This is a genomic window from Collinsella aerofaciens (genome assembly GCF_901212495.1).
GTDB classification, from domain to species: domain Bacteria; phylum Actinomycetota; class Coriobacteriia; order Coriobacteriales; family Coriobacteriaceae; genus Collinsella; species Collinsella aerofaciens_H.
Map to the genome: position 1 here is coordinate 1 of NZ_CAAKNY010000052.1, position 25868 is coordinate 25868.

Annotated in this window: 18 protein-coding genes and 1 rRNA gene; 16 read left to right on the forward strand and 3 right to left on the reverse strand. The window is 59.4% G+C overall.

Annotated features, from left to right (window positions below; genetic code table 11):
* Positions 1-104 precede the first annotated feature (104 nt).
* From rrf to uvrB, 4 genes are all read left to right on the forward strand, one after another.
* Positions 105-220, forward strand: a 5S ribosomal RNA gene (gene rrf, locus SFLMC1_RS05725).
* Between the two features lie 193 nt (positions 221-413).
* The gene (gene coaE / locus SFLMC1_RS05730; RefSeq protein ID WP_152074901.1) at positions 414-1055 is read left to right on the forward strand and encodes a dephospho-CoA kinase; all 642 of its coding nucleotides are present in this window, start codon (positions 414-416) and stop codon (positions 1053-1055) included.
* Complete coding sequence (locus SFLMC1_RS05735) at positions 1048-1629, forward strand: lytic transglycosylase domain-containing protein (RefSeq protein ID WP_152074900.1); 582 nt, start codon at positions 1048-1050, stop codon at positions 1627-1629. The genes coaE and SFLMC1_RS05735 overlap by 8 nt, the downstream gene beginning before the upstream one ends.
* Positions 1630-1680: 51 nt before the next feature.
* On the forward strand, positions 1681-3921 hold the full coding sequence (gene uvrB, locus SFLMC1_RS05740) for an excinuclease ABC subunit UvrB (RefSeq protein WP_152074899.1): 2241 nt from the start codon (positions 1681-1683) through the stop codon (positions 3919-3921).
* A gap of 65 nt (positions 3922-3986) precedes the next feature.
* Here the strand turns inward: uvrB and SFLMC1_RS05745 are convergent, their stop codons facing one another.
* The 3 genes from SFLMC1_RS05745 to SFLMC1_RS05755 form a co-directional block, all read right to left on the reverse strand.
* Positions 3987-5627 (reverse strand): NAD(P)/FAD-dependent oxidoreductase, encoded by a 1641-nt coding sequence (locus tag SFLMC1_RS05745; protein WP_152074898.1) that lies wholly within the window; start codon positions 5625-5627, stop codon positions 3987-3989.
* A 79-nt stretch (positions 5628-5706) separates the two neighbouring features.
* A complete protein-coding gene (locus SFLMC1_RS05750) occupies positions 5707-6978 on the reverse strand; it encodes an NAD(P)/FAD-dependent oxidoreductase (RefSeq protein WP_152074897.1) in 1272 nt (423 codons plus the stop codon).
* Complete coding sequence (locus SFLMC1_RS05755) at positions 6979-7809, reverse strand: Mrp/NBP35 family ATP-binding protein (RefSeq protein ID WP_152074896.1); 831 nt, start codon at positions 7807-7809, stop codon at positions 6979-6981.
* Between the two features lie 259 nt (positions 7810-8068).
* On the opposite strand from SFLMC1_RS05755, the gene uvrA reads away from it, so the two are divergent.
* The 12 genes from uvrA to SFLMC1_RS05815 all read left to right on the forward strand — a co-directional run bounded on the left by uvrA (position 8069) and on the right by SFLMC1_RS05815 (position 25799).
* The gene (uvrA, locus tag SFLMC1_RS05760) at positions 8069-10948 is read left to right on the forward strand and encodes an excinuclease ABC subunit UvrA (protein ID WP_152074895.1); all 2880 of its coding nucleotides are present in this window, start codon (positions 8069-8071) and stop codon (positions 10946-10948) included.
* Between the two features lie 133 nt (positions 10949-11081).
* Positions 11082-11582 carry a Cys-tRNA(Pro) deacylase gene (ybaK, locus tag SFLMC1_RS05765; protein ID WP_138375029.1) on the forward strand — a complete coding sequence of 167 codons (501 nt, stop codon included), beginning with the start codon at positions 11082-11084 and terminating at the stop codon, positions 11580-11582.
* Between the two features lie 3 nt (positions 11583-11585).
* Entirely contained in the window at positions 11586-13889 is a 2304-nt protein-coding gene (gene murJ, locus SFLMC1_RS05770) for a murein biosynthesis integral membrane protein MurJ (protein ID WP_226814309.1), read from the forward strand.
* A 6-nt stretch (positions 13890-13895) separates the two neighbouring features.
* Positions 13896-15836, forward strand: coding sequence for an excinuclease ABC subunit UvrC (gene uvrC / locus SFLMC1_RS05775; RefSeq protein WP_306437658.1), 1941 nt, complete (start codon positions 13896-13898; stop codon positions 15834-15836).
* A gap of 365 nt (positions 15837-16201) precedes the next feature.
* Complete coding sequence (locus SFLMC1_RS05780; RefSeq protein WP_152074893.1) at positions 16202-17815, forward strand: ABC transporter substrate-binding protein; 1614 nt, start codon at positions 16202-16204, stop codon at positions 17813-17815.
* A 155-nt stretch (positions 17816-17970) separates the two neighbouring features.
* Positions 17971-18927 (forward strand): ABC transporter permease, encoded by a 957-nt coding sequence (locus SFLMC1_RS05785; RefSeq protein WP_152074892.1) that lies wholly within the window; start codon positions 17971-17973, stop codon positions 18925-18927.
* Positions 18928-18930: 3 nt separating this feature from the next.
* Positions 18931-20946, forward strand: coding sequence for a dipeptide/oligopeptide/nickel ABC transporter permease/ATP-binding protein (locus tag SFLMC1_RS05790; RefSeq protein ID WP_152074891.1), 2016 nt, complete (start codon positions 18931-18933; stop codon positions 20944-20946).
* Positions 20947-21774, forward strand: coding sequence for an ABC transporter ATP-binding protein (locus SFLMC1_RS05795; protein WP_006236159.1), 828 nt, complete (start codon positions 20947-20949; stop codon positions 21772-21774). It abuts the gene before it with no gap.
* Between the two features lie 80 nt (positions 21775-21854).
* On the forward strand, positions 21855-22832 hold the full coding sequence (locus SFLMC1_RS05800; protein ID WP_152074890.1) for an acetylxylan esterase: 978 nt from the start codon (positions 21855-21857) through the stop codon (positions 22830-22832).
* On the forward strand, positions 22825-23676 hold the full coding sequence (locus SFLMC1_RS05805; RefSeq protein ID WP_152074889.1) for an acetylxylan esterase: 852 nt from the start codon (positions 22825-22827) through the stop codon (positions 23674-23676). The genes SFLMC1_RS05800 and SFLMC1_RS05805 overlap by 8 nt, the downstream gene beginning before the upstream one ends.
* Before the next feature lie 68 nt (positions 23677-23744).
* The gene (locus SFLMC1_RS05810) at positions 23745-24665 is read left to right on the forward strand and encodes a dihydrodipicolinate synthase family protein (RefSeq protein WP_089573615.1); all 921 of its coding nucleotides are present in this window, start codon (positions 23745-23747) and stop codon (positions 24663-24665) included.
* Between the two features lie 171 nt (positions 24666-24836).
* Positions 24837-25799, forward strand: coding sequence for an ROK family protein (locus tag SFLMC1_RS05815; RefSeq protein WP_152074888.1), 963 nt, complete (start codon positions 24837-24839; stop codon positions 25797-25799).
* The last annotated feature ends 69 nt before the right edge of the window (positions 25800-25868 follow it).

Sequence of the window (25868 nt, forward strand, 5' to 3'; positions counted from 1 at the left end):
CGGGCACGAGGATGCCCCCGAGTCAGATCTCCCCTATACGCCATGCGGCCCCCAGGGCACGTGAGTGAGACACCGGACACCGTAACGGTGGGCGCCGCCCACCGGTCAGCGGCCAGAGCATGGGGGGCACGCCCGGTCCCGTTCCGAACCCGGAAGCTAAGCCCCATCGCGCCGAGAGTACTGCGGGTCCGGCCCGTGGGAGGCCAGGGCGCCGCTGACCGGTGGACGGCACCGAGCCGTCATGTGACTTGAAGAAGGGGGAGGCCTCGCGGCCTCCCCCTTCTTTGCGTTTGATAGAGACCTGTAATACAAGAACTCGCCTTCATTTAGCTTGTCTTACTGTTTGGCTGTATTTTGAGCCCTTCTTTTGTATTTGCGCGATAATAACTCCCATTGGCGTTAGGGAGGACTTGATGTTTACCGTTTTTGTCTTGGGCAATATTGCTTCGGGTAAGTCGACTGCCTGCCGCTATCTCGAATCTCATGGCGCCATGCTTATCGATCTGGACGAGCTTGCCAAATCGCTGTATGTGCCAGGCTCCGATATCGTCAATGCCCTCGCGGAAGAATTCGGTTGGGACATTCTGGACGGGGAGGGCGGCATTCGCCGCAATGTCCTCGCTGCTCGAGCTTTCGCCTCTCCTGATACAGTTGCGCGGCTCAATGGCATCGTTCACCCGGTTCTTGTCGAACAGCTGTCACTGAGGATTCTTGATCCGGTCTGCTGCACGGTTTCGTCTCCCCGTTATCCCTTTGCGGTGGTCGAGGTTTCTGCCCCGACTGGTTTTGAGGATGCTTTTGGCCTGGCTGATGAAATTCTGGTTATCAGTGCTCCTTTAGCAGTTCGTCGCGAGCGTGCCATTCATCGTGGTATGGAGCCCACTGATTTTGATGCGCGGTCTGCATGTCAACCTGATGAGGCTTCACTTTGCAATCTCGCTACGACGGTAATCGATAATGCGGCGGGCGACAACTCGCTCTTTGAACAACTGGACGCATGGCTTTTGCACCATGGCTTCGGGGATGTAGTGGATAAGGAGGAGGCCGATGTCTAGGACACGTTTCTTTACGTGGTTTCGCGTGGCGCCACTTGCCGTTGTGTTCGTCTTTGGCCTTATTTCGCTCGTCTACTCGTATGCTCCTGCCGCCTTCTTTAAGCCTTTGTATCCGATTGACTACGAGGCGTACGTAAAGCAATCGAGCATTTCGCACAATCTAGATCCGTATCTGGTGTGTGCTGTCATAAAGTCGGAATCGAATTGGGATCCCGAGGCTGAGTCGAATCAGGGCGCTCGGGGGTTGATGCAGCTGATGCCTGAGACTGCCCAGGATATGATTGCCTTGGGTCTTGTCGATGGTAGTGAGTATTCAGCCGACAATCTTAACGATCCCGCTACGAACATCGAGTTTGGCTGTGCGTATCTTTCGTATCTTCTAACGTATTTTAACGGGTCGACGGACAGCGCTATTGCCGCATATAACGCGGGCATGGGCAATGTAGACGGTTGGGCACAGCAGGACACATCGCTTCACAACGCGATTACCTTTCCCGAGACGCAGGCGTATCTGATTCGCGTCAATAATGCCTGGGTTCGATATAAGACGCTCTATCCCGATCGGTTCGTATAGGACTAGGCCTGCCGCCTGCGTATGCTGCAGATGTATGAGTTAGGAGTATCCATGGCGGAATTTGAAGTTGAGCGTGTTGGAGGAGAGCTCAAACGTTTTGGCGTTGAGGGCTCTGAGGTGCCGTTTAAGGTCGTGTCCCCATACGAGCCCGCTGGTTCCCAGCCTAAGGCCATTGAGTCGCTTGTACAGGGCGTGAGGGATGGAGACCGCTATCAGGTTTTGCTGGGCGTGACTGGTTCGGGCAAGACCTTCACGATGGCTAAGACTATTGAGGCCCTGGGGAAGCCGACGCTGGTCATGGCTCCCAATAAAACGCTTGCCGCTCAGCTCGCGAGCGAGCTCAAGGAATTCTTCCCTGACAACGCCGTGGTCTATTTTGTGTCGTACTACGATTACTATCAACCCGAGGCGTATGTGCCGCAAAGCGATACGTATATCGAGAAGGATTCCTCGATTAACGAAGAGGTCGAGATGCTGCGACATCAGGCGACCGCATCGCTGCTATCTCGACGCGATGTGATCGTCGTCGCATCGGTCTCGTGTATCTATGGCATTGGCTCTCCCGAGGACTATGCGGGCCTAGCTCCGAATGTCGACAAGAAAGTGCCGCTCGAGCGTGATGACTTTATCCATGCGCTTATCGATATCCAGTACGATCGCAATGACTATGATTTGGCACGTGGCACCTTCCGCGTGCGCGGCGATGTCGTTGACGTGTATCCGCCCTATGCCGAGCATCCGTTGCGGTTTGAGTTCTTTGGCGACGAGGTCGAGCTGATTGCCGAGATCGATGAGGTCACCGGCGAGATGCTGCGTGAGTACGAGGCTATTCCCGTGTGGCCGGCCTCGCACTACGTGACTGAGAAGCCCAAGGTCAAAGCGGCTCTGAAATCAATCAGTGAAGAGTGCGAGAAGCGTGTGGCCGAGCTCAAGGCGACCGATAAGCTGCTCGAGGCACAGCGTCTGCAGCAGCGCACCGACTATGATCTCGAGATGCTCGAGACCATGGGTTTTTGTAACGGTATCGAGAACTACTCGCGTCATCTGGACGGTCGAAAACCGGGCGAGCCGCCGTTTACCCTGATCGATTACTTTCCTAAGGACATGCTCTGCATCATCGACGAGAGCCATGTAACGGTGCCGCAGATCCGCGGCATGCACGAAGGCGACCGTTCGCGTAAGGTGACCTTGGTGGAGCATGGTTTTCGTCTGCCTTCGGCACTCGATAACCGTCCGCTTCGTTTCGATGAGTTTGAGGCGAGGATTCCCCAGTTCATCTACGTTTCGGCCACGCCGGGCGACTATGAGCTGCGGGTGAGCCAGAACGACGTTGAGCAGATCATTCGTCCGACCGGTCTGCTCGACCCCAAAATTGACGTGCGTCCGGTTCGTGGCCAGATCGATGATCTCGAGGATGAGATTCGCGAGCGTGTGGCCCGCAAGGAGCGCGTGCTGGTGACCACGCTCACCAAGCGCATGGCCGAGGACCTGACCGACCATCTGCTTGATGCCGGCATTAAGGTCAATTACATGCACTCCGATACAGCGACGATGGACCGTGTCGAGATCCTGCGAACGCTGCGTGAGGGAAAGATTGATGTTCTCGTTGGCATCAACCTGCTTCGCGAGGGTCTAGACCTTCCCGAGGTCTCGCTGGTGGCAATTCTCGACGCTGACAAGGAAGGCTTCTTGCGCAACCGCCGTTCGTTGATTCAGACGATTGGCCGTGCGGCCCGTAATGCCGACGGCGAGGTCATCATGTATGCAGACGTTGTGACCGATTCGATGAAAGAAGCCATCGAGGAGACGCAGCGCCGTCGCGAGATTCAGATGGCATATAACAAAGAGCATGGCATTGTTCCCAAGACGGTCCGCAAGGCCATTAACGACATTTCGAACTTTATTGCCGAGGCCGAAAAGACCGTGGGCTCGAAGGGACGCTCGAGAGGCGATTCGCTGGGTCACGGTGCGTTCTATACACCCGACGAAAACGGCGAGGGCGCCGCGCCGGAGACGGTAGCACCCGAGCAGACGCTTGCCGAGCAGCTGGAAGGGTTACCGCATGACGAGCTCGTGCGGATTGTCGAGACCATGGAGGAGGACATGCGTAACGCTTCCGCCGCCATGGACTTTGAGGAGGCGGCACGTCTGCGCGATGCCGTCGTTCAGATTCGGGCGATGCTTGAGGGCGCATCTGAGGACGAAACGATCGAGCGTTTGCGTTCGCAGGCTCGCAAGGGCTCTACCTTTGCTTCGGGCAGAAAACGTCAGGGTGCACGATTCGGGAAGTAGCAAACAGGCCCCGAGTTCCCTGTGGAGCTCGGGGCCTGTGTCGTTTGGACACGGGAGTCCGTGCACTAGAGGTCTGCTATCAGCGCCTCAGCGCAACGGATGCCGTCGGTGGCGGCACTCATGATGCCGCCGGCATATCCGGCGCCCTCGCCGCAAGGGTAAAGGCCCGGAGTCGACACGGCGTGGCATGTTCGATCGCGGGTGACGGTGACCGGGGAGCTCGAACGCGTCTCCACGCCAGTGAGGACCGCATCGGGGCGGTCGTAGCCACGCAGTTTCTTACCGAGCAGGGGGATTCCCAAACGAAGCGATTCGACGATATGCTGCGGGAGGGCATCGTCGATCGCCGTCCAGGTCACGCCAAGTGGATAGGTTGGTTTTACCTTTCCGGGTGCCGCGCTGGCGCGTCTAGCAAGGAAATCTCCGACGAGCTGTGCCGGCGCGTTCCAGTTGGAACCACCCAGGCGATAGGCGGCTCGCTCGCAGGCGCGCTGGAGCTCAATGCCCGCGAGCGGATCATCGCCGGGAAGGTCGTCAGGTGTGACGTTAACGAGTAGGGCGGCATTTGCGTTGCGCCCGTTGCGGGCATTGAGGCTGGCACCGTTGACGCACAGATGACCCTGCTCGGAAGAAGCCGCGACAACCTGTCCACCCGGGCACATGCAAAACGAGAACACGCTGCGGCCGTTGGGGAGATGGGCGACAAGCTTGTAGGGGGCTGCTCCGAGTGCCGGGTGCCCCGCCGAAGGGCCATATTGGGCACGGTCGATGTCGCGCTGTGGATGCTCGATGCGCACACCCATGGCAAAGGTCTTTTGCGCGAGGGCAACGTTATGTTCTTTGAGAAGATCGAATACGTCGCGGGCGGAATGGCCGCAGGCGAGAATGAGGTGCTTTGTGGCGATTGCCTCGCTTGCGATTTCTTGGGGCGTTTGGACATCGACGCCGGTGATGGCGCCAGATTCATCGGTTCGAATATTGACGAGCTTTGTTCGATAGCGGACGGTTCCACCGAGCTGCTCGATGCGCTGGGAAATGTTGGTGACGACGGTGGGGAGGATGTCGGAGCCAATGTGCGGCTTGGCGTCCCACAGGATGTCGCGAGGTGAGCCCGCTTCGACGAAGGTCTCGAGAATCAGTCGATGGGCAGGATTCTTGGTTCCCGTGTTGAGCTTGCCGTCCGAGAAGGTCCCTGCGCCGCCCAGGCCAAATTGGATATTGCTTTCGGGGTCGAGGATACGCTCCTTAAGAAAGAGATCAATCGTTTCCGAGCGACGAAGTGCCGGGTCGCCGCGCTCGATGAGCAGGGGTTTAAGGCCCGCTTCGGCAAGGGTTAGGGCGGCGAAGAGACCGGCGCAACCGGCGCCGACAACGATGGGGCGCTCCTTGGGTGCATTCGAGACGGGGTTGGGGAATGAAGGAGCCTCGCCGTCTACCATGCGGATGCGCGAGCGGTTGCGCTCGGCGACGCGGTCGACCACCTCCTGCTCGAGTCGGGAGCTTGTCAGCTCAACTCGAAAGCTCAAAATAAAATGGACATCTCGCTTTTTACGGGCGTCGATTGACTTGCGATGGAGCTCAATGGCTTTAATCTGGGAATCCTCGCATCGCAGGGCTCGTTTGACGGCGCGTCTACCAATAGCGAGGCAGGCGGTTTCGTCGCCGGCCTCATCGAGTGACGCGTGGACTTGGGTGATTTCGATCATCGAGGTCTCCTTAGATGCAAGAAAGAGGCCGTCCGGTGTCCCAGACGGCCCGAATGCGCTTTGATTATAGACTGCGCGGCTATAGGCTGCTTGCAGCGCGAATACCCGAGATCCAAGCCCACGCAAGGTTGAAACCGCCGCAATCGGCATCGATGTCGAGCGCCTCGCCACAGATGTAAAGTGGGGCGCCTGCCGCGTTATTCACGCAGAGGCTGGGAGCCGAGACGCTCTCGATGGGCACGCCGCCGCGCGTGACCTGGGCCGAACGCTCCTCTGTCGTTCCCTCGACGAGCAGCTTAAAATGCTTGAGGATTGAGACCAGATGGATGACATCGTTGGAGCCTGGATGACGCTGTTCGAATGCGGTGCAGACAACGTGAGAGAACTGCGGGGCGAGCATGCCGTCGAGCCAGCGGGGGTCGCGGGGTGAAAAGCCGCCGAGCAACTCAACTCGCTGGTTGAGCATATCGAGCAACTCGTCTTTGGAGAGGTCGGGGAAAACGTCGAGCAGAATCGTGTCGCCGCGCTGGACGCGACGGGAGAGGTTAAAGGCGGCAACGCCCGAGATGCCAAAGGTTCGGAAGAGCACTTCGCCGTCTTCGCGCCAGAGCTCCTCGTGATTGCGGGTGAGCGTCAAACGGGCGCGGACGCGCAGGCCATCCAGTGTCTTGAGCGCAGTCTGGTCGCCGAAAACCGATGCCGACACAGGGCAGAGGACAGGGCGCTGCGGTGTGAGGGAAAGATTGAACGTCTTCGCGATGTCGGCAGGGCTGCCGCCTGTAGCGATAATTACGGCCTTTGCCTGCAGCGTCTCGTTCGTGCGAGGGGTGTCGGCGAGCGCCTTCCGAAGCGAGCGGAGTTCCGATTTTCGGTCGTCGTGCTTTTTTGCCTTGAGCGCTCGCGCGGGGCGGTCTATTTGGAGTGCCCAGCCCTCGGGGGCTTTGCATGCCGAGACAACGTTTGCTCCACAGATCAAGGTGATACCCAGGTGATTGCAAGCGTTGAGAAGCGCATCGCGCACCGATTCGGCACGAAGGGAACGCGGATACAGCCGGCCCTCCTCGGAGGTCGTCATGATGCCCAGCGAGGAGAAGAAACTGCTGAGCTCTTGTTCAGGCTGGGGACCCATGAAGGATTCGACGAATGCGGGGTGGTTGTACCGCTGGAAATCAATTGATTCGTTGGAAAGGTTGCAGCGGCCGTTGCCGGTCGTAAGGAGTTTAAGGCCGCAGGCAACATCGCGCTCAACGATGCAGGCGCTTTTGCCAGCGCGTGCGGCCGTAACGGCGGCGGCGAGACCCGAGGCCCCGCCGCCGATTACCAGGACGTCATAGAAGGCGTTCGTGTTCACTTATGCCTCGTCGGTCTCGTGCGGGGCAATGGCCTCGACGGCAGAGACGGCCTTGGGCAGCATGCCATCGGGCAGCGCGGTCTCGACTTCACCCTTATCGCAGGCCTCGGCGAGTGCCGGATTGATGGGAAGCTGACCCAAGATGTCGAGGTTGTAGCGCTCGGCGACTTCGGGGAGCTTGCTCTTGCCAAAGACCTCGATCTTCTTGCCGCAATCGGGGCACTCGATATAGCTCATGTTTTCGACGATTCCCAGAATGGGGACGTTCATCTTCTCGGCCATGTTGACTGCCTTGGCGACGATCATCGAGACCAAGTCTTGCGGGCTCGTGACGATGACGATGCCATCGACGGGCAGCGACTGGAAGACCGTGAGGGCGACGTCGCCCGTTCCCGGAGGCATGTCGACCAGAAGGTAGTCGATGGGGCCCCATGAGGTTTCGCTCCAGAACTGCCTGATGGCACCCGCGATAACCGGACCGCGCCAGAGGACGGGGTCGGTTTCGTTTTGGAGCAGCAGGTTAGAGCTCATAACCTTGACGCCGTGCTCGGAGATTTCGGGCAGCATAAGGTTGCCGAGGGCATGGACGTGACGTCCACTCATGCCGAACATCTTAGGGATAGAGGGGCCGGTAATATCGGCATCGAGGACGCCGACCTTGTGACCGTGGCGGGAAAGCTCCGTGGCGATGGCGCCGGTGACGAATGACTTGCCGACACCGCCCTTACCGGAAAGCACGGCGATAACGCGCTTGACCTCGGACAGCGTATTCTCCTCAAATTGCGACGGCGCCGTTTGCCCGCCGGCTGCCTGTGCGTGCTCGCAACCCATGTTTGACTCCTTTGTATATGTTGGGGCCGGAGCCCCGCGGTGTGACACGAGCGCCATTGTACCCTCGTTTGCGAGCGGGAGTCATTCATGATGCGTGGTAGGCGATCGACGGTATTCGAACGTACGGACCGTGCATGCAGTCTGCGGCGTCAGACAACGCAAAAGGTCTGCGAATCTTGTATTGCGAACATCTGTGCGCGTGGAGTGCGCTAAACTCATCGTCAGTGTGATTTGAAGTTGTAGGAGGCAAGGAGCTTCCATGTCTGATTCTTCTATCGTTATTCGCGGCGCGCGCGAGCATAACCTGCGCGATATCGATGTTTCCATTCCGCGTGACCAGCTCGTGGTCATAACCGGTCTTTCCGGATCGGGCAAGAGCTCACTGGCGTTCGATACCATCTATGCCGAGGGCCAGCGCCGTTACGTCGAGAGCCTTTCGAGCTATGCGCGTCAGTTTTTGGGCCAGATGGACAAGCCCGATCTGGACTCGATTGACGGCCTGTCGCCGGCTGTGTCGATCGATCAGAAGACGACGTCCAAAAACCCACGCTCGACGGTGGGCACCGTAACCGAGATTTACGACTATCTGCGTCTGCTGTTTGCCCGCGTGGGAACGCCGCACTGTCCTGAGTGCGGTCGTGTCATTGAGCGTCAGACGACCGATCAGGTCGCCGATAAGGTGCTGGCGGCGGGGGAGGGCCGTCGCGCGTTTGTGTTGGCGCCGGTGGTTCGTGGACGCAAGGGCGAATATGCCAAGCTGTTTGAGGACCTGCGTGCGGAGGGCTTTAGCCGTGTGCGCGTCGACGGCGAGGTGCGCTCGCTTGACGACCCTATCGACCTGGACAAGAAGTTCAAACACGACATTGAGGTCGTGGTCGACCGTATCGTGATTCGAGAGAACTCCCTGGGTCGCATTGCCGAGTCCGTTGAGCAGGCGACGGCGCTGGCGCACGGTAACGTGAACGTGTACATGCTGCCCGACCGCGACACTCCCGAGGGAACCGAGGGCGAGCTGCTGGAGTATTCGCTGGCACTGGCGTGCCCGGAGCATGGACATTCCATCGATGACCTGCAGCCGCGCGATTTCTCGTTCAACGCGCCCTATGGTGCATGTCCCGAGTGCGATGGCCTGGGCTTTAAAAAGACAGTCGATGCCGAGGCGCTGATTGAAGACCCCTCAAAGTCGATTGCCGACGGAGTCTTTGGCAGCCTGTTCGGCAACTCCAACTATTATCCGCAGATTTTTGCTGCGGTCTGCAAACACTTTAAGGTGAGTGCCGATACGCCATGGGAGGACCTGCCCCCGCGGGTACGTCGTGCGTTTTTGGATGGCATGGGCGACACGAAGATTTCGGTCGACTATCAAAAGCTCGATGGGCGTCGCAGCCAGTGGGACACGAAGTTCTCGGGTGTGCGCAACATCCTGTACGAGCGCTACAGCGAGACGACGAACGAGAACACCAGGGCTCGCTTGGAGAAATACATTCGTGAAGAGCCGTGCTCGAGCTGTCACGGTGCTCGCCTGCGTCCCGAGATGCTTGCCGTCACCGTGGGCGGCAAGTCCATTTACGATGTCTGCTGCCTGTCGTGCCGCGAGTCGCTCGAGTTTTTTGAGGGCCTGGAGCTTACCGAGCGTCAGCAGTTTATCGGCGGGCGCATCGTCAAGGAAATCCTGGAGCGCCTGCGTTTTCTGGTCGATGTCGGACTCGACTACCTGACGCTCGATCGCGCCTCGGCGACGCTTTCCGGCGGCGAGGCCCAGCGTATTCGCCTGGCGACGCAGATCGGCGCCGGCCTCATGGGCGTTCTGTACATTCTGGACGAGCCGTCGATCGGCCTTCACCAACGCGATAACGAGCGCCTGATCAGGACGCTCGAGCGCTTGCGCGATATCGGTAATACCGTTATCGTCGTCGAGCACGACGAAGATACCATTCGTGCTGCCGACTACGTGATCGATATGGGTCCCGGTGCGGGCGTTAACGGCGGACACGTGGTTGCCGCGGGAACGCCTGCCGATATCATGGCGTGCCCCGATTCCATGACGGGTGCTTATTTGACCGGCAAGCGGATGATCCGCGTGCCCGATGAGCGCCGCAAGCCCGGCCGCGGCTGTCTTAAGATCACGGGTGCCCGCGCTAATAACCTCAAAAACGTTACCGCCAAGATTGAGTTCGGTACGCTCACGGTCGTTACCGGTGTTTCGGGATCGGGCAAGAGCTCCCTGGTCACCGATACGATTGCGCCCGCGCTTACGAATGCCATCCATCGTTCGACGCGTCCCGTGGGGCCGTACAAGAAGATTGAGGGCATCGAGTGCATCGATAAGGTAATCGATATCGACCAGTCACCGATCGGTCGCACGCCGCGTTCGAACCCTGCGACCTATATTGGCCTGTGGGATGATCTGCGCGCGCTATTTGCAAGCACGCCGGAGTCGAAGGCGCGCGGCTACTCACCGGGACGTTTCTCCTTTAACGTGAGCGGCGGTCGCTGCGAGGCGTGCAAGGGCGATGGCCAGATCAAGATCGAGATGCACTTCCTTCCCGATATCTATGTCCCCTGTGAGGTATGTGGCGGCAAGCGTTATAACCGTGAGACACTCGAGGTTACCTACCGCGGCAAGACAATCTCGGACGTGCTCGACATGAGTGTCACCGAAGCATTGGCTTTCTTTGGGAATATCCCGCAGATTAAGCGCAAACTGCAGACCCTATATGACGTGGGTCTGGGCTATGTGAGCTTGGGCCAGCCCGCTACGACGCTTTCGGGCGGCGAGGCGCAGCGCGTGAAGCTCGCCAAGGAGCTTCATCGTCGTCAGACAGGCAAGACGTTCTACATTTTGGACGAGCCCACAACCGGGCTTCATTTTGAGGATGTTCGCCAGCTGCTCGACGTGTTGCAGCGTCTGGTCGATGCGGGCAACACGGTTCTGGTGATCGAGCACAACCTTGATGTCATCAAGGTTGCCGACCGCCTGATCGATATGGGCCCCGAGGGTGGCAATGGTGGCGGAACCGTTGTGGTCTCAGGCACGCCGGAGCAAGTCGCGGCATGTTCGCAGAGCTACACGGGCAAGTTCTTGGCGCCGCTGCTCAAGCGTGACCGGGAGCGTCAGGCGCAGCTCGACGCGCAGTAAAGAGACGTTGCAGTACCGACGCGCCACCGATTCCTTCTGATTCGGTGGCGCTTCTGTGTGTCGAGATGGCATATGCGGCGGAATTGGCCCTATACTTAATCCTTGCGTCGCTCTGCGAGGGAAAGGATGTGCCATGGCAAAGGCTGTTAAGACGCCAAAAACCAATGCGATGCGCGAGCTGGAAAGCGCCGGCATCTCCTATGTTCTCCATACGTACGAAGACGATGGCGATGAATCGTCAGGTCTGGGCGTCGCGATTTCCGAGCAGCTTGGCGAGGAGCCCGGTCAGGGATTTAAGACCCTGGTCTGCACGACGCCGTCCAACGACCATGTCGTGTGCTGCATTCCTGTTGCCGACGAGCTCGACCTCAAGGCCGCCGCGCGCGCCGCAGGCGAAAAGTCGCTGACCATGATGCATGTCAAAGATCTGCTTGCCGCGACGGGGTATGTCCGCGGCGGTTGCAGCCCGGTCGGTATGAAAAAACGCTTCCGGACGCTGATCGATGAGACATGCGTCCTTTGGGATACCATTTTTATCTCGGGCGGCAAGCGCGGCTATCAGCTTGAGCTTGCTCCCGATGACTTAGTTGCATTTTGCGGGGCGACGGTTGCCCCGATCACGAGAGAGGACTGAGCGATGCCGCAGGAAGAATCAAAGTCCGGAGCTCACTTTGCAAAAGGGTCGGCTCCTCAGGCGCCTGCGCCCGAGGCCGCTTCGTTCGATGATGAGATTCGAAACGCTTGGTCCGCTGCCGCTGACCCGGGCGAGACGGCCGTGTACTTGCGTGCCGCCGGTGCCGGCACGGCGCTTCCCCGTACGGTTCTTTCTTCGGCTCGTCCCGATGAGACGGCTGTCTTTTTGGCCGCCGCTCAATCTAGCGCCAGCGTGATGCCGATCGCCTCCGAGGCTCCTCGTGCGCCGCGTCCCGATGAGACGGCGGTGTTTTTGATGGCAGCCCAGGGAAAGAGCACGCCGCAGAGCGCTCCTGCCGCTCGTTTTGCCAAGCCCGCGGCTCATGATGATGGCGAACCGCTTCTTTCGGATGACGAATGGTCGCCGCTTGGTTCGACCGATCCCGTCGAGGGCGTGGCCATCGACGGCGATGACGATTGGGACCCTCTGTCGTTTTCTGCCCGAACCGTCGCCGCCAAAGAAGTTGACACGGTGTTTGGCAACCACGCCATATTCGATGATGATGCCGTATCCGGTAACAACATGCCAAACAGCGATGACGCCGCACCTGCTGATGACGCCGTTTTGGTTGACGATCCCTTTTCGATGACCGGCTCCTTTGCCGTCGTGGACGATTTACTGCCACAAGATGAGGTCCATGAGGACTCTCAGGACGACGAGGACGATATGGGTTCGTCGGACTACTCCACGGTTGGTCGTTCTGCTGGCCTCATGACCGTGCTGACCATCGTGTCGCGCGTCACCGGGTTTATCCGCACGTGGGCCATGGCGGCCGCCATCGGCATGTCGCTGCTCTCGTCCTCCTATCAGGTTGCCAACAACCTGCCCAACATGCTCTACGAGCTCGTGATGGGCGGCATGCTCGTTACGGCGTTTTTGCCGGTGTATATGGGAGTGAGGCGCGAGCAGGGCCGCGAGGCATCGAACGAGTATGTCGGCAACCTGCTCGGTATTCTGCTTCTGCTGCTGGGCGGCATCTCGCTGCTGGGCACCGTGTTTGCCCCCGGCTTTATTTGGACGCAGTCGTTCCTTTCGGGCGATGGCGGCAGCATGGACACCGCTGCGTTCATGTTCCGCTTCTTTGCTATCCAAATTCTGTTTTATGGCTTGGGCTCGGTGTTCTCGGGCGTTCTCAACGCACACCGCGACTACTTCTGGTCGACGTTTGCCCCGGTTCTCAACAACGTCATCGTCATCGCCAGCTTTATGGGCTTTGCTCCCGTGTCTGCACAATTTGGCGAGCAGGCCGGTATTATCTTGATCGCAGCTGGTACGACCCTCGGCGTCTTTGTCCAGATGGCCTGCCAGATTCCCGCGCTTGGCAAGCATGGCGTACATCCTCATATCCATATCGACTTTAGGGACCCCGCGCTGCGACAGACGATTGCGCTTGGTATCCCGACGCTGCTCGCCACGGTGTGCATGTTTGTCTCGACCTCCATTACCAATGCCGCCGCGCTGGTGGTGCAGCCCGAGACCGGCCCTTCCGTCATCGCGTATGCGCGCCTGTGGTACACATTGCCCTATGCGCTGATCGCCGCTTCGCTTTCGACGGCACTCTATACCGAACTCTCTCACGATGCGCAGGAGAAGGATTACGACAGCGTCCGCACGGGCATTTCGCGCGGTGTCGCCCAGATGCTCTTTTTCCTGATTCCGTTTGCGCTGTACCTGATCGTCTTCGCCCGTCCGCTCAACATGATCTACTGCGCCGGCAAGTTCGATGAATCCGGGGTGGCGCTGGTGTCGGAGTTCCTTATCTATCTGGCACTTTCCCTGCCGCTCTATGGCGTGGTCGTGCTGATGCAGAAGAGCTTCTCGGCCCTGCTCGATATGAAACCTTATAGCCGCTATTGCCTGTATTCCGCTATCGGTCAGGCCGGTTCGGTGCTGCTGTTTGGCGTGGTGCTGGGCTACGGTATGCCGGCTATTGCGCTTTCGTACGTCGTTGATTACGTGGTCTTGGTCGGATGCTCACTGTGGTGGCTGCGCCGTCGTCTGCATGGCCTTCAGGTCAAGTCTATCCTGCACGGCGGCTTCTTCGGCCTCTTGTTCGGTGGCTTGGGCGCTGCCGTGGGTGCCGGCGTCATGTGGGCACTCGAGCACTTTGTCGGAGTGCTTGGCAGCTCGATCCTCATTACCCTGGGCTACGTTTGTGTTGCAGGCGTCGTCTCGCTTGCTGTAACTTTCGGTCTTGCCTTCGTCTTTAAGATGCCCGAGGTCTCGGCGCTGCTTCGTCGCAAGTAGGTGCGCGTGGCAGGTCACGACAACATTCCAACACTTGCCGAACAGGTTTCGCGCGTTCCCACGCAACCCGGCTGCTACCTTTGGAAAGATGCCAAGGGCGATGTCATCTATGTGGGCAAGGCAAAAAACTTGCGTGCCCGTATGCGTCAATACGTGACGCTGCAGGACGAGCGTCAAAAGATCCCGCTCATGATGCAGCTGGTGGCGAGCTTCGACTATATCGTGGTGGAGACCGAGCACGAGGCACTGGTGCTCGAGCGCAATCTGATTGGCCAGTACCATCCGTACTTTAACGTCGATCTCAAAGACGACAAAAGCTATCCCTTTATCGCCATTACCAAGAGCGACTTGTTTCCGGCTATCAAATACACGCGAGAGCGTCATAAACCGGGAACGCGCTATTTTGGCCCCTATACCGATAGCCGTGCGGCGCGCGAGACCATCGATACGCTACGCAAGGTTATTCCTATTTGCTCGGCATCCTGTGCGGAATGGCGCCGCTGCCGCCGCATCGTCGAATCTCATAAGGGCGAAGAAGACATCGTCAATATGATTTGCGCGCAAAACGGGCGTCCCTGCTTTGACTACCATGTCGGGCGCGGGCCGGGCGCATGCGTCGGCGCGATTTCCCCCGCCGACTATGCCAAGAACGTCAAGCGTGTCGAACGTTTCTTGTCGGGCCATCGCAAGGATGTCGTCGACGAGCTCACGTCCGAGATGACGGAGGCAGCCGAGACGCTTGATTTTGAGCGTGCAGCGCGTGTCAAGCGTCGCCTGGAAGTCATCAGGGGCCTGGACGATCGCCAACAGGTCGTTTTTCCGTCAAGCGTCGATATCGACGTCATCGGCTTCTATCGCGAAGAGACTATCTCTGCCGCCTGTGTCTTTGTCGTTCGCGAGGGCCGAACGGTTCGAACTTGTGAGTTTATCCTCGATAAAGGCCTGGATGTCGACGAGGAAGAGCTTCAATCGGGCTTTCTTAAGCGCTATTACGACGAGACGGCTGATATTCCGGCCGAGATCAACCTCTCTGTCGAGCTTGAGGATGCCGAAGCGTTGGGGGAGTGGCTTGCGGGCAAGCGCGAACGCTCTTGCCATCTCCACAGGCCGCAGCGCGGCGAAAAGCACCGCCTGCTCGATATGGCTTCCAAAAATGCGCGCCATGCCCTCATGCGCTACATGATGCGCACGGGGTATGCTGACGACCGCACCAATCGGGCGCTCCTGGAGCTCGAAAGTGCGCTGGCGCTGCCTGCGCCGCCGTTGCGCATCGAGTGCTTCGATATCTCGACGTTGCACGGTACCTTTACCGTCGCCTCGATGGTGGTATTTACCAACGGCCGTGCCGACAAGGGCCAGTATCGTCGCTTTAAAATTCAGGCCGAATTGGACGAGGCGAACGACTTCGTATCGATGTCCGAGGTCCTGGGGCGCCGCTATGCTCCCGAGCGCATGGCGGACGAGCGCTTTGGCTCGCGCCCCGATTTGCTCGTCGTCGATGGCGGCAAGCCGCAATTGACCGCCGCAATTAAGCAACTTGAAGCGCTCGGCCTCGATATACCAGTTTGCGGCTTGGCAAAGGCCGATGAGGAGGTTTTCGTACCGTGGGACGAGACTCCCGTCGTGCTGCCGACCGGCTCCGCTTCGCTTTATCTGATCAAGCAGGTTCGCGATGAATCCCATCGATTTGCGATTACGTTCCACCGCGAGTTGCGCGATAAGGCGATGACGGTTTCGGTGCTTGACGACGTTCCAGGCGTGGGACCCACCAGAAAACGTGCCATTATGCGCCATTTTGGCTCGATGAAGCGTTTGCGTGCGGCAAGCGAGCAGGAGATTGCAGAAGTGCGAGGCGTTCCGGCCGATGTCGCCAAAGCGGTCCACGAGGCACTTGTTGCATGGAATGCCGAGCGCACCCAGACATCCGCCAACCGTTCCGAAAACTAAACGCGCTTCTAAACAACTGATATACATGATGGGCCGATTTTCAATCATTTGTTTCACGGTTATTACCTGCCGATTTCGGGTTTTATTAACGCTAAAACGTTTGACTAGCTATGGTGAACAACACTGCTATCCTGCGGGTTGACGAAGACTGATATCTCACCTCGCCGATACATACTGTCTGTCGAATCATTTGTCAATGAATTCGGTGAACGGTAGTAAATACCGTTCAAGCGTATGTATGTATCGGTCGCCGAGCGCGACTCCTCAGTTGGGTTTGTCGGTAGGTAAGGTATATGTCGTCCGCAAGTTGCGCGGGGGCAAGTCTAGGTGCTCCCGGGTAAGATTCTCTATTGATAGGAGAAGACATGGCCATCATCAACAAGGGTATGTCCAGGCGTTCGTTTCTCGGCCTCACCGGCAGCGTCGCTGCTGTCGCCGGCCTTGGTCTCACTGGCTGCGGTGGCAGCTCTAGTGACAAGGGTTCCGCTTCTGGGTCCACCGATTCCGCCAACCGTGGCGGCGGCGTGATCACCGCTGGTTCCGCTTACGCTCCGTCCAGCTTCGACCCCGCCAGCACCGGCTCCGCCGTGGGCCTGGGCGCTAACTGGCACGTCATCGAGGGCCTCTACGGCATCGATTACCACGACTACAGCACTTTCAAGGAGCTCGCCACCGATGACCCCAAGTCCGTGGACGACACCACCTTCGAGGTCACCATCCGCAAGGGCGCCAAGTTCTCCGATGGCACCGAGGTCACCGCTGACGACGTCGTCGCCTCCTACACCGCTTGCGCCGCTTCCGCTACCTATGCTCCGTTCTTCAGGCCCTTCGAGTCCATCGAGGCCAAGGACGCCAGCACCGTGACGGTCAAGACCAAGGTCCCCAACTTCTCCCTGCTCAAGGATCGTCTGGCCATCATCCGCGTTACCCCGGCCACACAGACCGAGGAGGATCGCGCCAAGCAGCCGATCGGCTCCGGCCCCTGGATGTACGACTCTATCTCCGATACCGAGATCACCCTGGTTCCCAACCCCGAGTACAACGGTGAGTATGCTGCCGAGGACAAGAAGATCCAGTACAGCATCCTGACCGACCCCACCGCTCGCGTTACCGCGCAGCAGGAGGGCTCCACGCTCGTTATGGAGCTCGTCACCGCCGACGCCGTCGACCAGCTCGAGAGCGCTGGTTGCAAGGTTGACAACGTTCAGGGCTTCGGAACTCGATTCGTTATGTTCAACGTCGCCAAGGGGCCTTGGAACAACGTTAAGGTCCGTCAGGCCGTCATGTATGCGCTCGATACCGAGAAGATGATCAACAACACCTTCGCCGGCCTTGCCACGGCTGCCAGCTGCTATCTGCCCAAGAGCTTCACGAACTACCATGAGGCTTCCACGGTCTACAAGACTGACGCCAAGAAGGCCAAGAAGCTCATTGATGAGTCTGGCATCACCCCGGGCGCCATCACCCTGCGTACCACCGACAACGAGCAGATCAAGGGTATGGCCGCCCAGGTCAAGAACGATCTTGACGCCCTCGGCTTCGATGTGACCATCCAGACCGATACTTCGGCTGCTACCTATGCTGCTATCGATGGCGGCGAGGCCTACGACATCCTTCTCGCTCCTGGCGATCCGTCCTGCTTCGGCGCAGATCCCGACCTGCTGCTCAACTGGTGGTACGGCGACAATGTCTGGATGCAGACCCGTTGCCCGTGGAAGGAGTCCGCTGAGTGGGAGAAGCTCCACGGTCTCATGGACGAGGCTCTTGCTGCCGAGGGCGATGAACAGCAGAAGAAGTGGAACGAGTGCTTCGACATCATTGCCGACAACGCCGTCCTTTACCCTGTCGTACACGTCAAGACCGTCTCCGCTTCCTGGAACGATCCGTCCACCGCGCCCAACGGCGAGGCCCTCGATGGCTTCAAGGGCATCGGCACGACGAGCATGTCCTTCAGGGGCGTTGCGACCGTCAAGGCCTAAGACTCATTTGAGTTGAGTGTGGGATGTTGGACATAGGGACGCATCCTCATATGTGAGTCAACGACCCGGGCGACTTCGATGTCGCCCGGGTCTTGTAATGAGTATCTATACTCATATACCAGTTGGTCCTACCGACAAAAGAAAGGGGAGAGAACGTGAATAGCTTTCTACGTTTGATTGGAAGGCGCCTCGTGGCACTGCCAATCATGGCATTGGGCGTCACCGTATTGGTGTTCTTCCTTATGTCGTTCTCCAAGACCGACCCCGCCTATACGGCGTTGGGTGACGGTGCCTCGCCCGAGGCGGTTGCCGAGTACCATGAGAAGTATGGTCTGGACGACCCCTGGCCCGTGCGCTACGTGCGTTACATGGGCGATCTGATCCACGGTGACATGGGCACTTATGGTGCTGCCCGCAACTCCGTTGCCAAGCGCATCTCCACGGCCCTGCCCGTCACGATGCAGCTGACCTTCATCGGCCTTGCCATCGGCGCGGTTGTCTCGTTTTTGCTCGGTGTCATCGCGGCGCTATATCGCGATAAATGGCCGGACCAAGTGATCCGCGTCTTTTCCATCGCCGGCTTGGCAACCCCGTCGTTCTGGCTTGCCGTTTTGTTGATTCTGCTGTTCTCTTCCTACCTTAAGGTGCTTCCGGCGTCTGGTGCCCTTCCTCACTTCACCACCAACCCGGCTGGTTATATGGGGCGCATGATCATGCCCGCCATTGCTCTTGCCTTCCCGCTGACGGGCCAGATGACCCGTATCGTGCGTACCGCCATGGTCGAGGAGCTCGACAAGGATTACGTCCGCATGGCCCGTGGCGCCGGCGTTCCCGAGAAGGTCGTCGTCGGCATTAACGTTTTGCGTAACGCGCTGATCACCCCGGTTACCACACTCGGTCTTAAAATCGGTTACCTTATGGGCGGTGCTGTCGTCATCGAGGTCATCTTCAACCTCCCCGGCATGGGTACTGCGATCCTGCAGGGCGTTCAGGGCAACGAGGCGAACCTGGTTCAGGGCGTCGTCATCGTCGTTGCTCTTGCCTTCATCATCATCAACATCGTGGTTGACATGCTCTATCTGCTCATCAACCCGCGCATCAGGACGGTGTAGATTATGGTAAAGATTCGAGAGAAGCAAACCGAGCAGCTCGAAAAGGCTGCCTCCAAGGGGCTCAAGCTCGGTGGCTGGAAGAAGATGACACTGTCTTCTAAGATTGCCGCCGTCGTGCTGGTGCTGGTCGCCCTGACCGCGATTCTGGCGCCCCTTCTTGCCCCCTATAGCCCGGTCGAGATCTTTACGGCTCGCCAGGCTCCCGGCAACGGATTTATCTTCGGTACCGACGATAAGGGCCGCGACATTCTGTCGCGTATGCTCTACGGTGGTCGTTACTCGCTGATTATCGGCTTTGGCGCCACTGCCATGGCTCTGGTCTGCGGCTCGGTCGTGGGCGCCCTCGCGGCAGTTTCGCGCAAGGCAGTCTCCGAGACGATCATGCGTATCCTGGACATCATCATGTCCATCCCGGGCATCGCCCTCGCGGCCGTCTTCGTCTCCATCCTGGGCAACTCCGTGCCGTCGATCATCTTCGCCATCGGCTTTATGTATACTCCGCAGATTGCCCGTATCGTGCGCGCCAACATCGTGTCCGAGTACGGTGAGGACTATGTCCGCGCGGTCATCGTGTCCGGTGCCAAGGCTCCGTGGATTTTGATCAGGCACGTCCTGCGTAACTGCATCGCCCCGATCATGGTCTTCACCGTTACCCTGGTCGCCGACGCCATCATCTTCGAGGCCTCGCTGACCTTCATCGGTGCTGGTATTCAGGAGCCTACCGCTACCTGGGGCAACATCCTCGCCGACGCTCGCGGCGGCGTGCTTGCCGGCCGTTGGTGGCAGGCACTGTTCCCGGGCCTGGCCATCATGATCACCTGCCTGGCGCTCAACATCCTGTCCGAGGGCATTACCGACGCCATGGCCGCCGCTCCCTCCGCCGCCCTGGATCCGACCGACTCCTCCAAGCGCCGCGAGGCCGACCTGCTGGTCTCCGACCCCGTTCGCGCCTACAAGGAGCAGGCTCAGTCCCTGTCCGCCCGTCTTGGCGCTCTGCGCGATGTCGAACTCAAGCGTAACGACCGCCATGTGCCCGATGAGTCCGTTGAGCCGATCCTTTCGGTCCGCGATTTCTGCATCCAGTTTGAGCACCACGGTGACATCAACGTCGTCGATCATGTCAACTTTGATGTCCGTCCTGGCCAGACCATGGGCCTGGTCGGTGAGTCCGGCTGCGGTAAGTCCATCACCACGCTGGCCATCATGGGTCTGACCGACGATGATGAGCATCTTTCCGGTGAGGTTCTCTGGGAGGGCCGCGACCTGCTCAAGATGAGCAAGAAGGAGTGGTTCGGCCTGCGCGGTACCGATATCGCCATGGTCTATCAGGACGCCCTGTCCTCGCTCAACCCCTCCATGCTCATTTCCGCCCAGATGAAGCAGCTCACCAAGCGCGGCGGTACCCGTAGCGCCGAGGAACTCCTGGAGCTCGTGGGCCTCGACCCCAAGCGTACGCTCGAGAGCTATCCGCACGAGCTTTCCGGTGGTCAGCGTCAGCGCGTTCTGATCGCTATGGCCCTTACCCGCGACCCCAAGCTGGTCATCTGCGACGAGCCCACGACCGCTCTGGACGTTACCGTCCAGAAGCAGGTCATCAAGCTTCTTAACGACCTTCAGGCCAAGCTCGGCTTTGCCATGATCTTCGTTTCGCACGACCTGGCGCTGGTCGCCGAGGTCGCCCATAACATCACGGTTATGTACGCCGGCCAGGTTATCGAACAGGCGCCTACCAAGGAGCTGCTCACCAACCCGATCCACGAGTACACCCGCGGCCTTCTGGGTTCCGTCCTGTCCATCGAGAGCGGTTCGGGCCGCCTGCACCAGGTACCCGGCGCCGTTCCGAGCCCGCGCGATTTCCCCAAGGGCGATCGTTTCGCGCCCCGCTCGAGCCATCCTCGCATTGGCTTGGACACCCGTCCGGTCTTCAAGCGCGTGCCCGGCACCGAGCACTTCTATTCCGAGCTCCCCGACGAGGTGCTCAAGGCAAATGGTTTGACCCCTCACGCGGAGGTGATGTAGATGAGCGAGACCGCAGTCAACGGCGTCGAGCCGATCATCTTCCTTGATGACGTCCACGTCACCTTTAGGACCCGTACCGGCTCGATTCTGCACCCCAACCTGGTTCACGCCGTCCAGGGTGTAACGATTAAGCTCATGCCCGGCCAGACGATCGGCATCGTCGGCGAGTCCGGTTGCGGAAAGTCCACCACCGCCAACGTCATGTGTGGCCTGCAGGCCCCCACGAGCGGCAAGGTCTACTTTAAGGGCAAGGACGTTACCAAACGTACCGCCGAGGATCGTCGCCACATGGGCCGCGTCATCTCGGTCGTGTTCCAGAACCCGGCCACGGCGCTCAACCCCCGCATGGTCGTTCGCGAGCAGCTGCTCGACCCTATGCGCGTCCACAACCTGGGTACCGAGGCCGAGCAGGAGAAGCGCGTCAAGGAGCTCTTGGAGCTCACCGGTCTGCCCAGCTCCGCCGCCGAGGTTCTTCCCGGCCAGCTTTCGGGCGGCCAGCGCCAGCGCGTCGCAATTGCCCGTGCCCTGTCGCTGAACCCCGATGCCATCATCGCCGACGAGCCCACCTCGGCTCTGGACGTTTCGGTCCGCGCGCAGATTCTGAACCTGCTGACCGACCTTAAGAAGGAGCTCGGCCTGGCCATGGTGTTCATTAGCCATGACATCCAGACGGTCCGCTATATCTCTGACGACATCATCGTTATGAATGGCGGCAAGATCGTCGAGCAGGGCGAGGCCAAGCAGGTCTTCCAGCACCCTCAGGACCCCTACACCAAGATGCTGCTCGGCGCTGCGCCGTCGCTGCTGCATCCCAAGCTCGGCGAGTAGCCTCGCTTTCCCTCCCGTGCGCCCGGCTCCCTTGCCGGGCGCACCTCCGTTGCGATTTCGAAAGGTTGGGTTCACGAGCCATGCCAAGTGCTCAGGAGCTACAACGGCAATTTGGTGGATATCGAGGCGCTATGCCCCGTCCATCGGATTTCGATCTCTTTTGGAAGGACCGCATGGCCGAGGCCGACGCCGTCGAGCTCGACTACGCGATCGAGGCGGCTTCGGTTGCGGATTCTGCGACCTGTTGGTTTTTCGACCTCTGGTATACCGGCATGTGTGGTGCACGCCTGCATGCCAAGTACCTCAAGCCGGTCTCGGAGGAGCCCATGCCGCTGGTGCTTCAGTTCCATGGATATCCGGGTGCGAGCCGCAGCTGGTTTGAGCAGGCGTCGTTTGCGGGTATGGGCATGGCGCTCATCGCGCTCGATTGTCCTGGCCAAGGAGGCCCCTCCGAGGACATTGGCGGATTTGAGGGCACGACGGTCGCGGGCCATATCGTCGCCGGTATCGACGGCGACCCGGCCAACTTCTACTATGTCCGCCTACATCAGGATATACGTATTCTGTGCCGTATCGTTCGCGAGCTCGAGGGCATCGATCTTGCCCGCGTTTTTGTGAACGGCGCATCGCAGGGCGGCGGTTTGGGTATTGCGACCTGCGCGCTCAATAGCGATTTGGTTGACCGCGCGGCCATCCTCTATCCCTTCTTATCGGACTTCCGCCTGGTTTGGGATCTGGACGCCGACGATATTGCCTACGAGGGTCTGCGCTATTGGTCGCGTTGGTTTGACGAGGACTCGACTCGTATCGAGGAGGCCTATGCCAAGCTGGCGTACTTCGATTCCAAGAATTTTGCCCCCATGGTCAAGTGCCCCGTGCTGTTTGGCACGGGCACGGCCGATATCGTCTGTCCGCCGGCAACGCAGTTTGCGGTGTACAACAACCTGTCCTGCGACAAGCGTCATGAGTTCTTTGAAGGCTTTGGCCACGAGGAGATTCAGGATTTTGACGACCTGATCATTCCGTTTTTCTGTGAGGGAGGGGAGGCTCATGTCTAAGTGCGAGAGCAATGTTGACGAGCTGATGGTCCCCGGGCTCGTGGGAATTCCTGGAACGGTTTCGTCAAGGCTCGCAGAATATCGGGACTGGCACGGTGATGTCCAAGCAGATGTTTCTGATTTAGAGACATGCGCTTCGAATCTTGAGATTCAAGGCCTGGCTATTACGGCGATTGATTTTGCCAATCCGTGCGCGCGCTACTCCGAGGTTTCCTTTGAGCTCGGCGGGTATGTCGTGCACGGCCGTTTGATTGAGCCTGCTGGTCGTGCCCGAGTATCTGAGCGCGTGCCGCTGTGCCTGATGTTCCACGACATCGATCGGCCTGTGCGCGGCTGGCATCACATGACGAGATTTGCCGCCATGGGGTATGCCGTCCTCGCGCTGGATGACGATGTTGCCGGTGCGGACGACCTGCAGCGGGGGATTGCTTCGCCCGCTTTTGTCGAGCGCGTCCGTTGGGGTTGCGCGATGGCGAAGGTGGCTCGCGATTTTGACGGCATCGACCCAGGCCGCATCTTTGCGTGCGGCGAGGGCCTTGGTGGCGGTGTCGCTTTGGCGGTCTCCGCCTTGGATACGTGTGGCCTTGTCTGCACGGCGGTTGCCAATCCGCTGCCCGGCGGCCTCGAGGCGCTGTCGTCTCGTGTGCGCGGCTCGGTGCTCATGGGCACATCGCTTATGGATGCCATGAGCGATCCCAAGGGCCAGTTTGCCGTATTCAACGGTCTTGAGTGTGACCGAAGGCATATCATCTATGCCAAATACGCTCACGAGCGTATCAATGCGTTCGAAAACGAAGTCGTCGACTTCTTTAACCAAACGTTTTATCCGTGTTCTTTGGCCTAGACGGCCTGGACACTGCCAACAAGAGTGGGCGGCATAGGGCTGCCCGCCAGACAACTAAGGAGATTCTTGTGGCAACTCAGAAATTCACCGGCGTTATCCCTCCCGTCGTTGTTCCCGATACCGAAGACCACCAGCTCGATGTCGCATCCTTTGAGCGCAGCATCAACCGCATGATCGATGCCGGCGTCGATGGCCTGTTCTTCCTGGGCTCCTCGGGCGAGGTCGTCTTCTCCACCGACGAGCGTCGCCGTCAGATCATCGCCGAGGCGGTGCGCATCGTCGACCACCGCGTTCCCGTTCTGGTCGGCATCATCGACACCGAGACCGAGCGCATGATCGAGCACGGTAAGGTCGCTCAGGAGCTGGGCGCCGATGCGCTTGTCGCCACCTGCCCGTTCTATGCCCTGCAGGGCATGACCGAGGTCGAGGAGCACTTCCGCATCCTTCATGAGGAGCTCGACCTGCCCATCTTTGCCTACGACATCCCCGTGTGCGTCCACACCAAGCTTCCCTGGAAGCTCCTTGCCAAGCTCGGCGCCGAGGGCGTCCTTGCTGGCGTCAAAGATTCCTCGGGTGATGACATCTCGTTCCGCTACCTCGTTCAGGAGAACGAGAAGAACGGCCACCCGATGAGCATCCTCACCGGTCACGAGGTCGTCGTCGATGGTGCTTACCTCGGCGGCGCCGATGGCTCCGTTCCGGGTCTCGCTAACGTTGAGCCCGAGGGCTACGTGCGTCAGTGGAAGGCCGCTCAGGCCGGCGACTGGGCTACCGTCAAGGCCGAGCAGGATCGCCTCAACGAGATTTCGCACATCTGGGATGTTACCTCGGGCGTCCAGGGCTATGCCGGTGGCGTCGGCGCCTTTAAGACCGCTATGAACCTCATGGGCATCTTCGACAGCCCGACCATGCCGCGTCCGGTGAAGGCCATGACCGGCGAGAACGTCGAGGCGATTAGGAAGGTCCTCCAGGACAACGGTCTCCTGTAAAGCTTTCCCAGGAACCCGATCTTGGGGCTCAAGTGGTCGGGCGTGACCCATTAGGTCAACGCCCGACCACTTTCACCCCAACCTCGGGCATCTGGGCAACCTTTATCAACCTGTGGCAATAATTCTGCCCTTATTTCCTGTAGTTGTTTTTTATCTCCGAAGGAGAGCGACATGGAGAACAAGTACGTCTGCTCTGTCGATATCGGCGGAACTAAGATCGCGACCGCCATCATGGAGTACCCGGCTGACGGCAGCGTGCCCCATCCCGTTTTTGAGGCCGAGGTTCCTACCGAGGCCCAGGAGGGCGGCGAAGCCGTCTTCCAGCGTATCGAGGCGTCCATCAAAGCCGCTCTTGAGGCGAATCCCGATGTCGAGGTCCTCGGTGTCGGTATCGGTGCCGCAGGTGTCGTCGATCCCAAGACGGGTGCCATCGCGTATGCCAACGAGATCATGCCCGGCTGGTCCGGCGTTCAGTTGGGGCCGCGCCTGCGCGAGGACCTCGGTCTTCCCGTTGCCGTGGTGGGCGATGTGCAGGCTCATGCGCTGGGCGAGGCCCACTGGGGCGTCGGCAAGGGCAAGTTCTCCGTCTTGTGCCTGGGCATCGGTACGGGCATCGGCGGCGCATATGTCGAGAACGGCCGCGTGATGCAGGGTTTCCATGGTGCCGCCGGCCATATGGGCCACATCGAGTGCTCGGCTGCCGCCGGCATTCCCTGCGCCTGCGGACGTTCCGGTCATCTTGAGTCGGTTGCTTCGGGCACTTCCATTGGTCGTATGTACGATGAGCGCTTTGGCCGTGTCGACCCCAGCCGTCCTTCGGTCGGTCGCGATGTGAACGACCTGTGCCGTGCGGGCGACGCAAAGGCGACCGAGGTCATCCACGATGCCGGCTTTGCTCTGGGTGCCAGCTTAGGCTCGCTTGCCAACATCTTGGATCCCGAGGTCATCGTGCTTTCGGGGGGTGTGATTCACCAGGGTCCCGATTGGCGCTCACAGACGTGGAAGGATTCGGTGCACGAGGGCTACGCCAGCCAGGCGCTCGACCCGCTTCAGGACACGCCGATCCTCATTGGTTCTCTGGAGGGCGACGCGCCGCTCATCGGTGCCGCCGAGCATCTTCTTGCTTCGCTATAGTTTGAAATCTACTAAGTGAGCCTTCTGAGGTGCCGCAGATTGACGTGAAAGAGGAGCGAAGCGTACTTT

Excerpts from the sequence above, each read along its gene's own strand:
- coaE (WP_152074901.1), top strand. The coding sequence starts at position 414 with ATGTTTACCGTTTTTGTCTTGGGCAATATTGCTTCGGGTAAGTCGACT.
- SFLMC1_RS05735 (WP_152074900.1), top strand. The coding sequence starts at position 1,048 with ATGTCTAGGACACGTTTCTTTACGTGGTTTCGCGTGGCGCCACTTGCC.
- uvrB (WP_152074899.1), top strand. The coding sequence starts at position 1,681 with ATGGCGGAATTTGAAGTTGAGCGTGTTGGAGGAGAGCTCAAACGTTTT.
- SFLMC1_RS05745 (WP_152074898.1), bottom strand. The coding sequence starts at position 5,627 with ATGATCGAAATCACCCAAGTCCACGCGTCACTCGATGAGGCCGGCGAC.
- SFLMC1_RS05755 (WP_152074896.1), bottom strand. The coding sequence starts at position 7,809 with ATGGGTTGCGAGCACGCACAGGCAGCCGGCGGGCAAACGGCGCCGTCG.
- uvrA (WP_152074895.1), top strand. The coding sequence starts at position 8,069 with ATGTCTGATTCTTCTATCGTTATTCGCGGCGCGCGCGAGCATAACCTG.
- ybaK (WP_138375029.1), top strand. The coding sequence starts at position 11,082 with ATGGCAAAGGCTGTTAAGACGCCAAAAACCAATGCGATGCGCGAGCTG.
- murJ (WP_226814309.1), top strand. The coding sequence starts at position 11,586 with ATGCCGCAGGAAGAATCAAAGTCCGGAGCTCACTTTGCAAAAGGGTCG.
- SFLMC1_RS05780 (WP_152074893.1), top strand. The coding sequence starts at position 16,202 with ATGGCCATCATCAACAAGGGTATGTCCAGGCGTTCGTTTCTCGGCCTC.
- SFLMC1_RS05790 (WP_152074891.1), top strand. The coding sequence starts at position 18,931 with ATGGTAAAGATTCGAGAGAAGCAAACCGAGCAGCTCGAAAAGGCTGCC.
- SFLMC1_RS05795 (WP_006236159.1), top strand. The coding sequence starts at position 20,947 with ATGAGCGAGACCGCAGTCAACGGCGTCGAGCCGATCATCTTCCTTGAT.
- SFLMC1_RS05800 (WP_152074890.1), top strand. The coding sequence starts at position 21,855 with ATGCCAAGTGCTCAGGAGCTACAACGGCAATTTGGTGGATATCGAGGC.
- SFLMC1_RS05805 (WP_152074889.1), top strand. The coding sequence starts at position 22,825 with ATGTCTAAGTGCGAGAGCAATGTTGACGAGCTGATGGTCCCCGGGCTC.
- SFLMC1_RS05815 (WP_152074888.1), top strand. The coding sequence starts at position 24,837 with ATGGAGAACAAGTACGTCTGCTCTGTCGATATCGGCGGAACTAAGATC.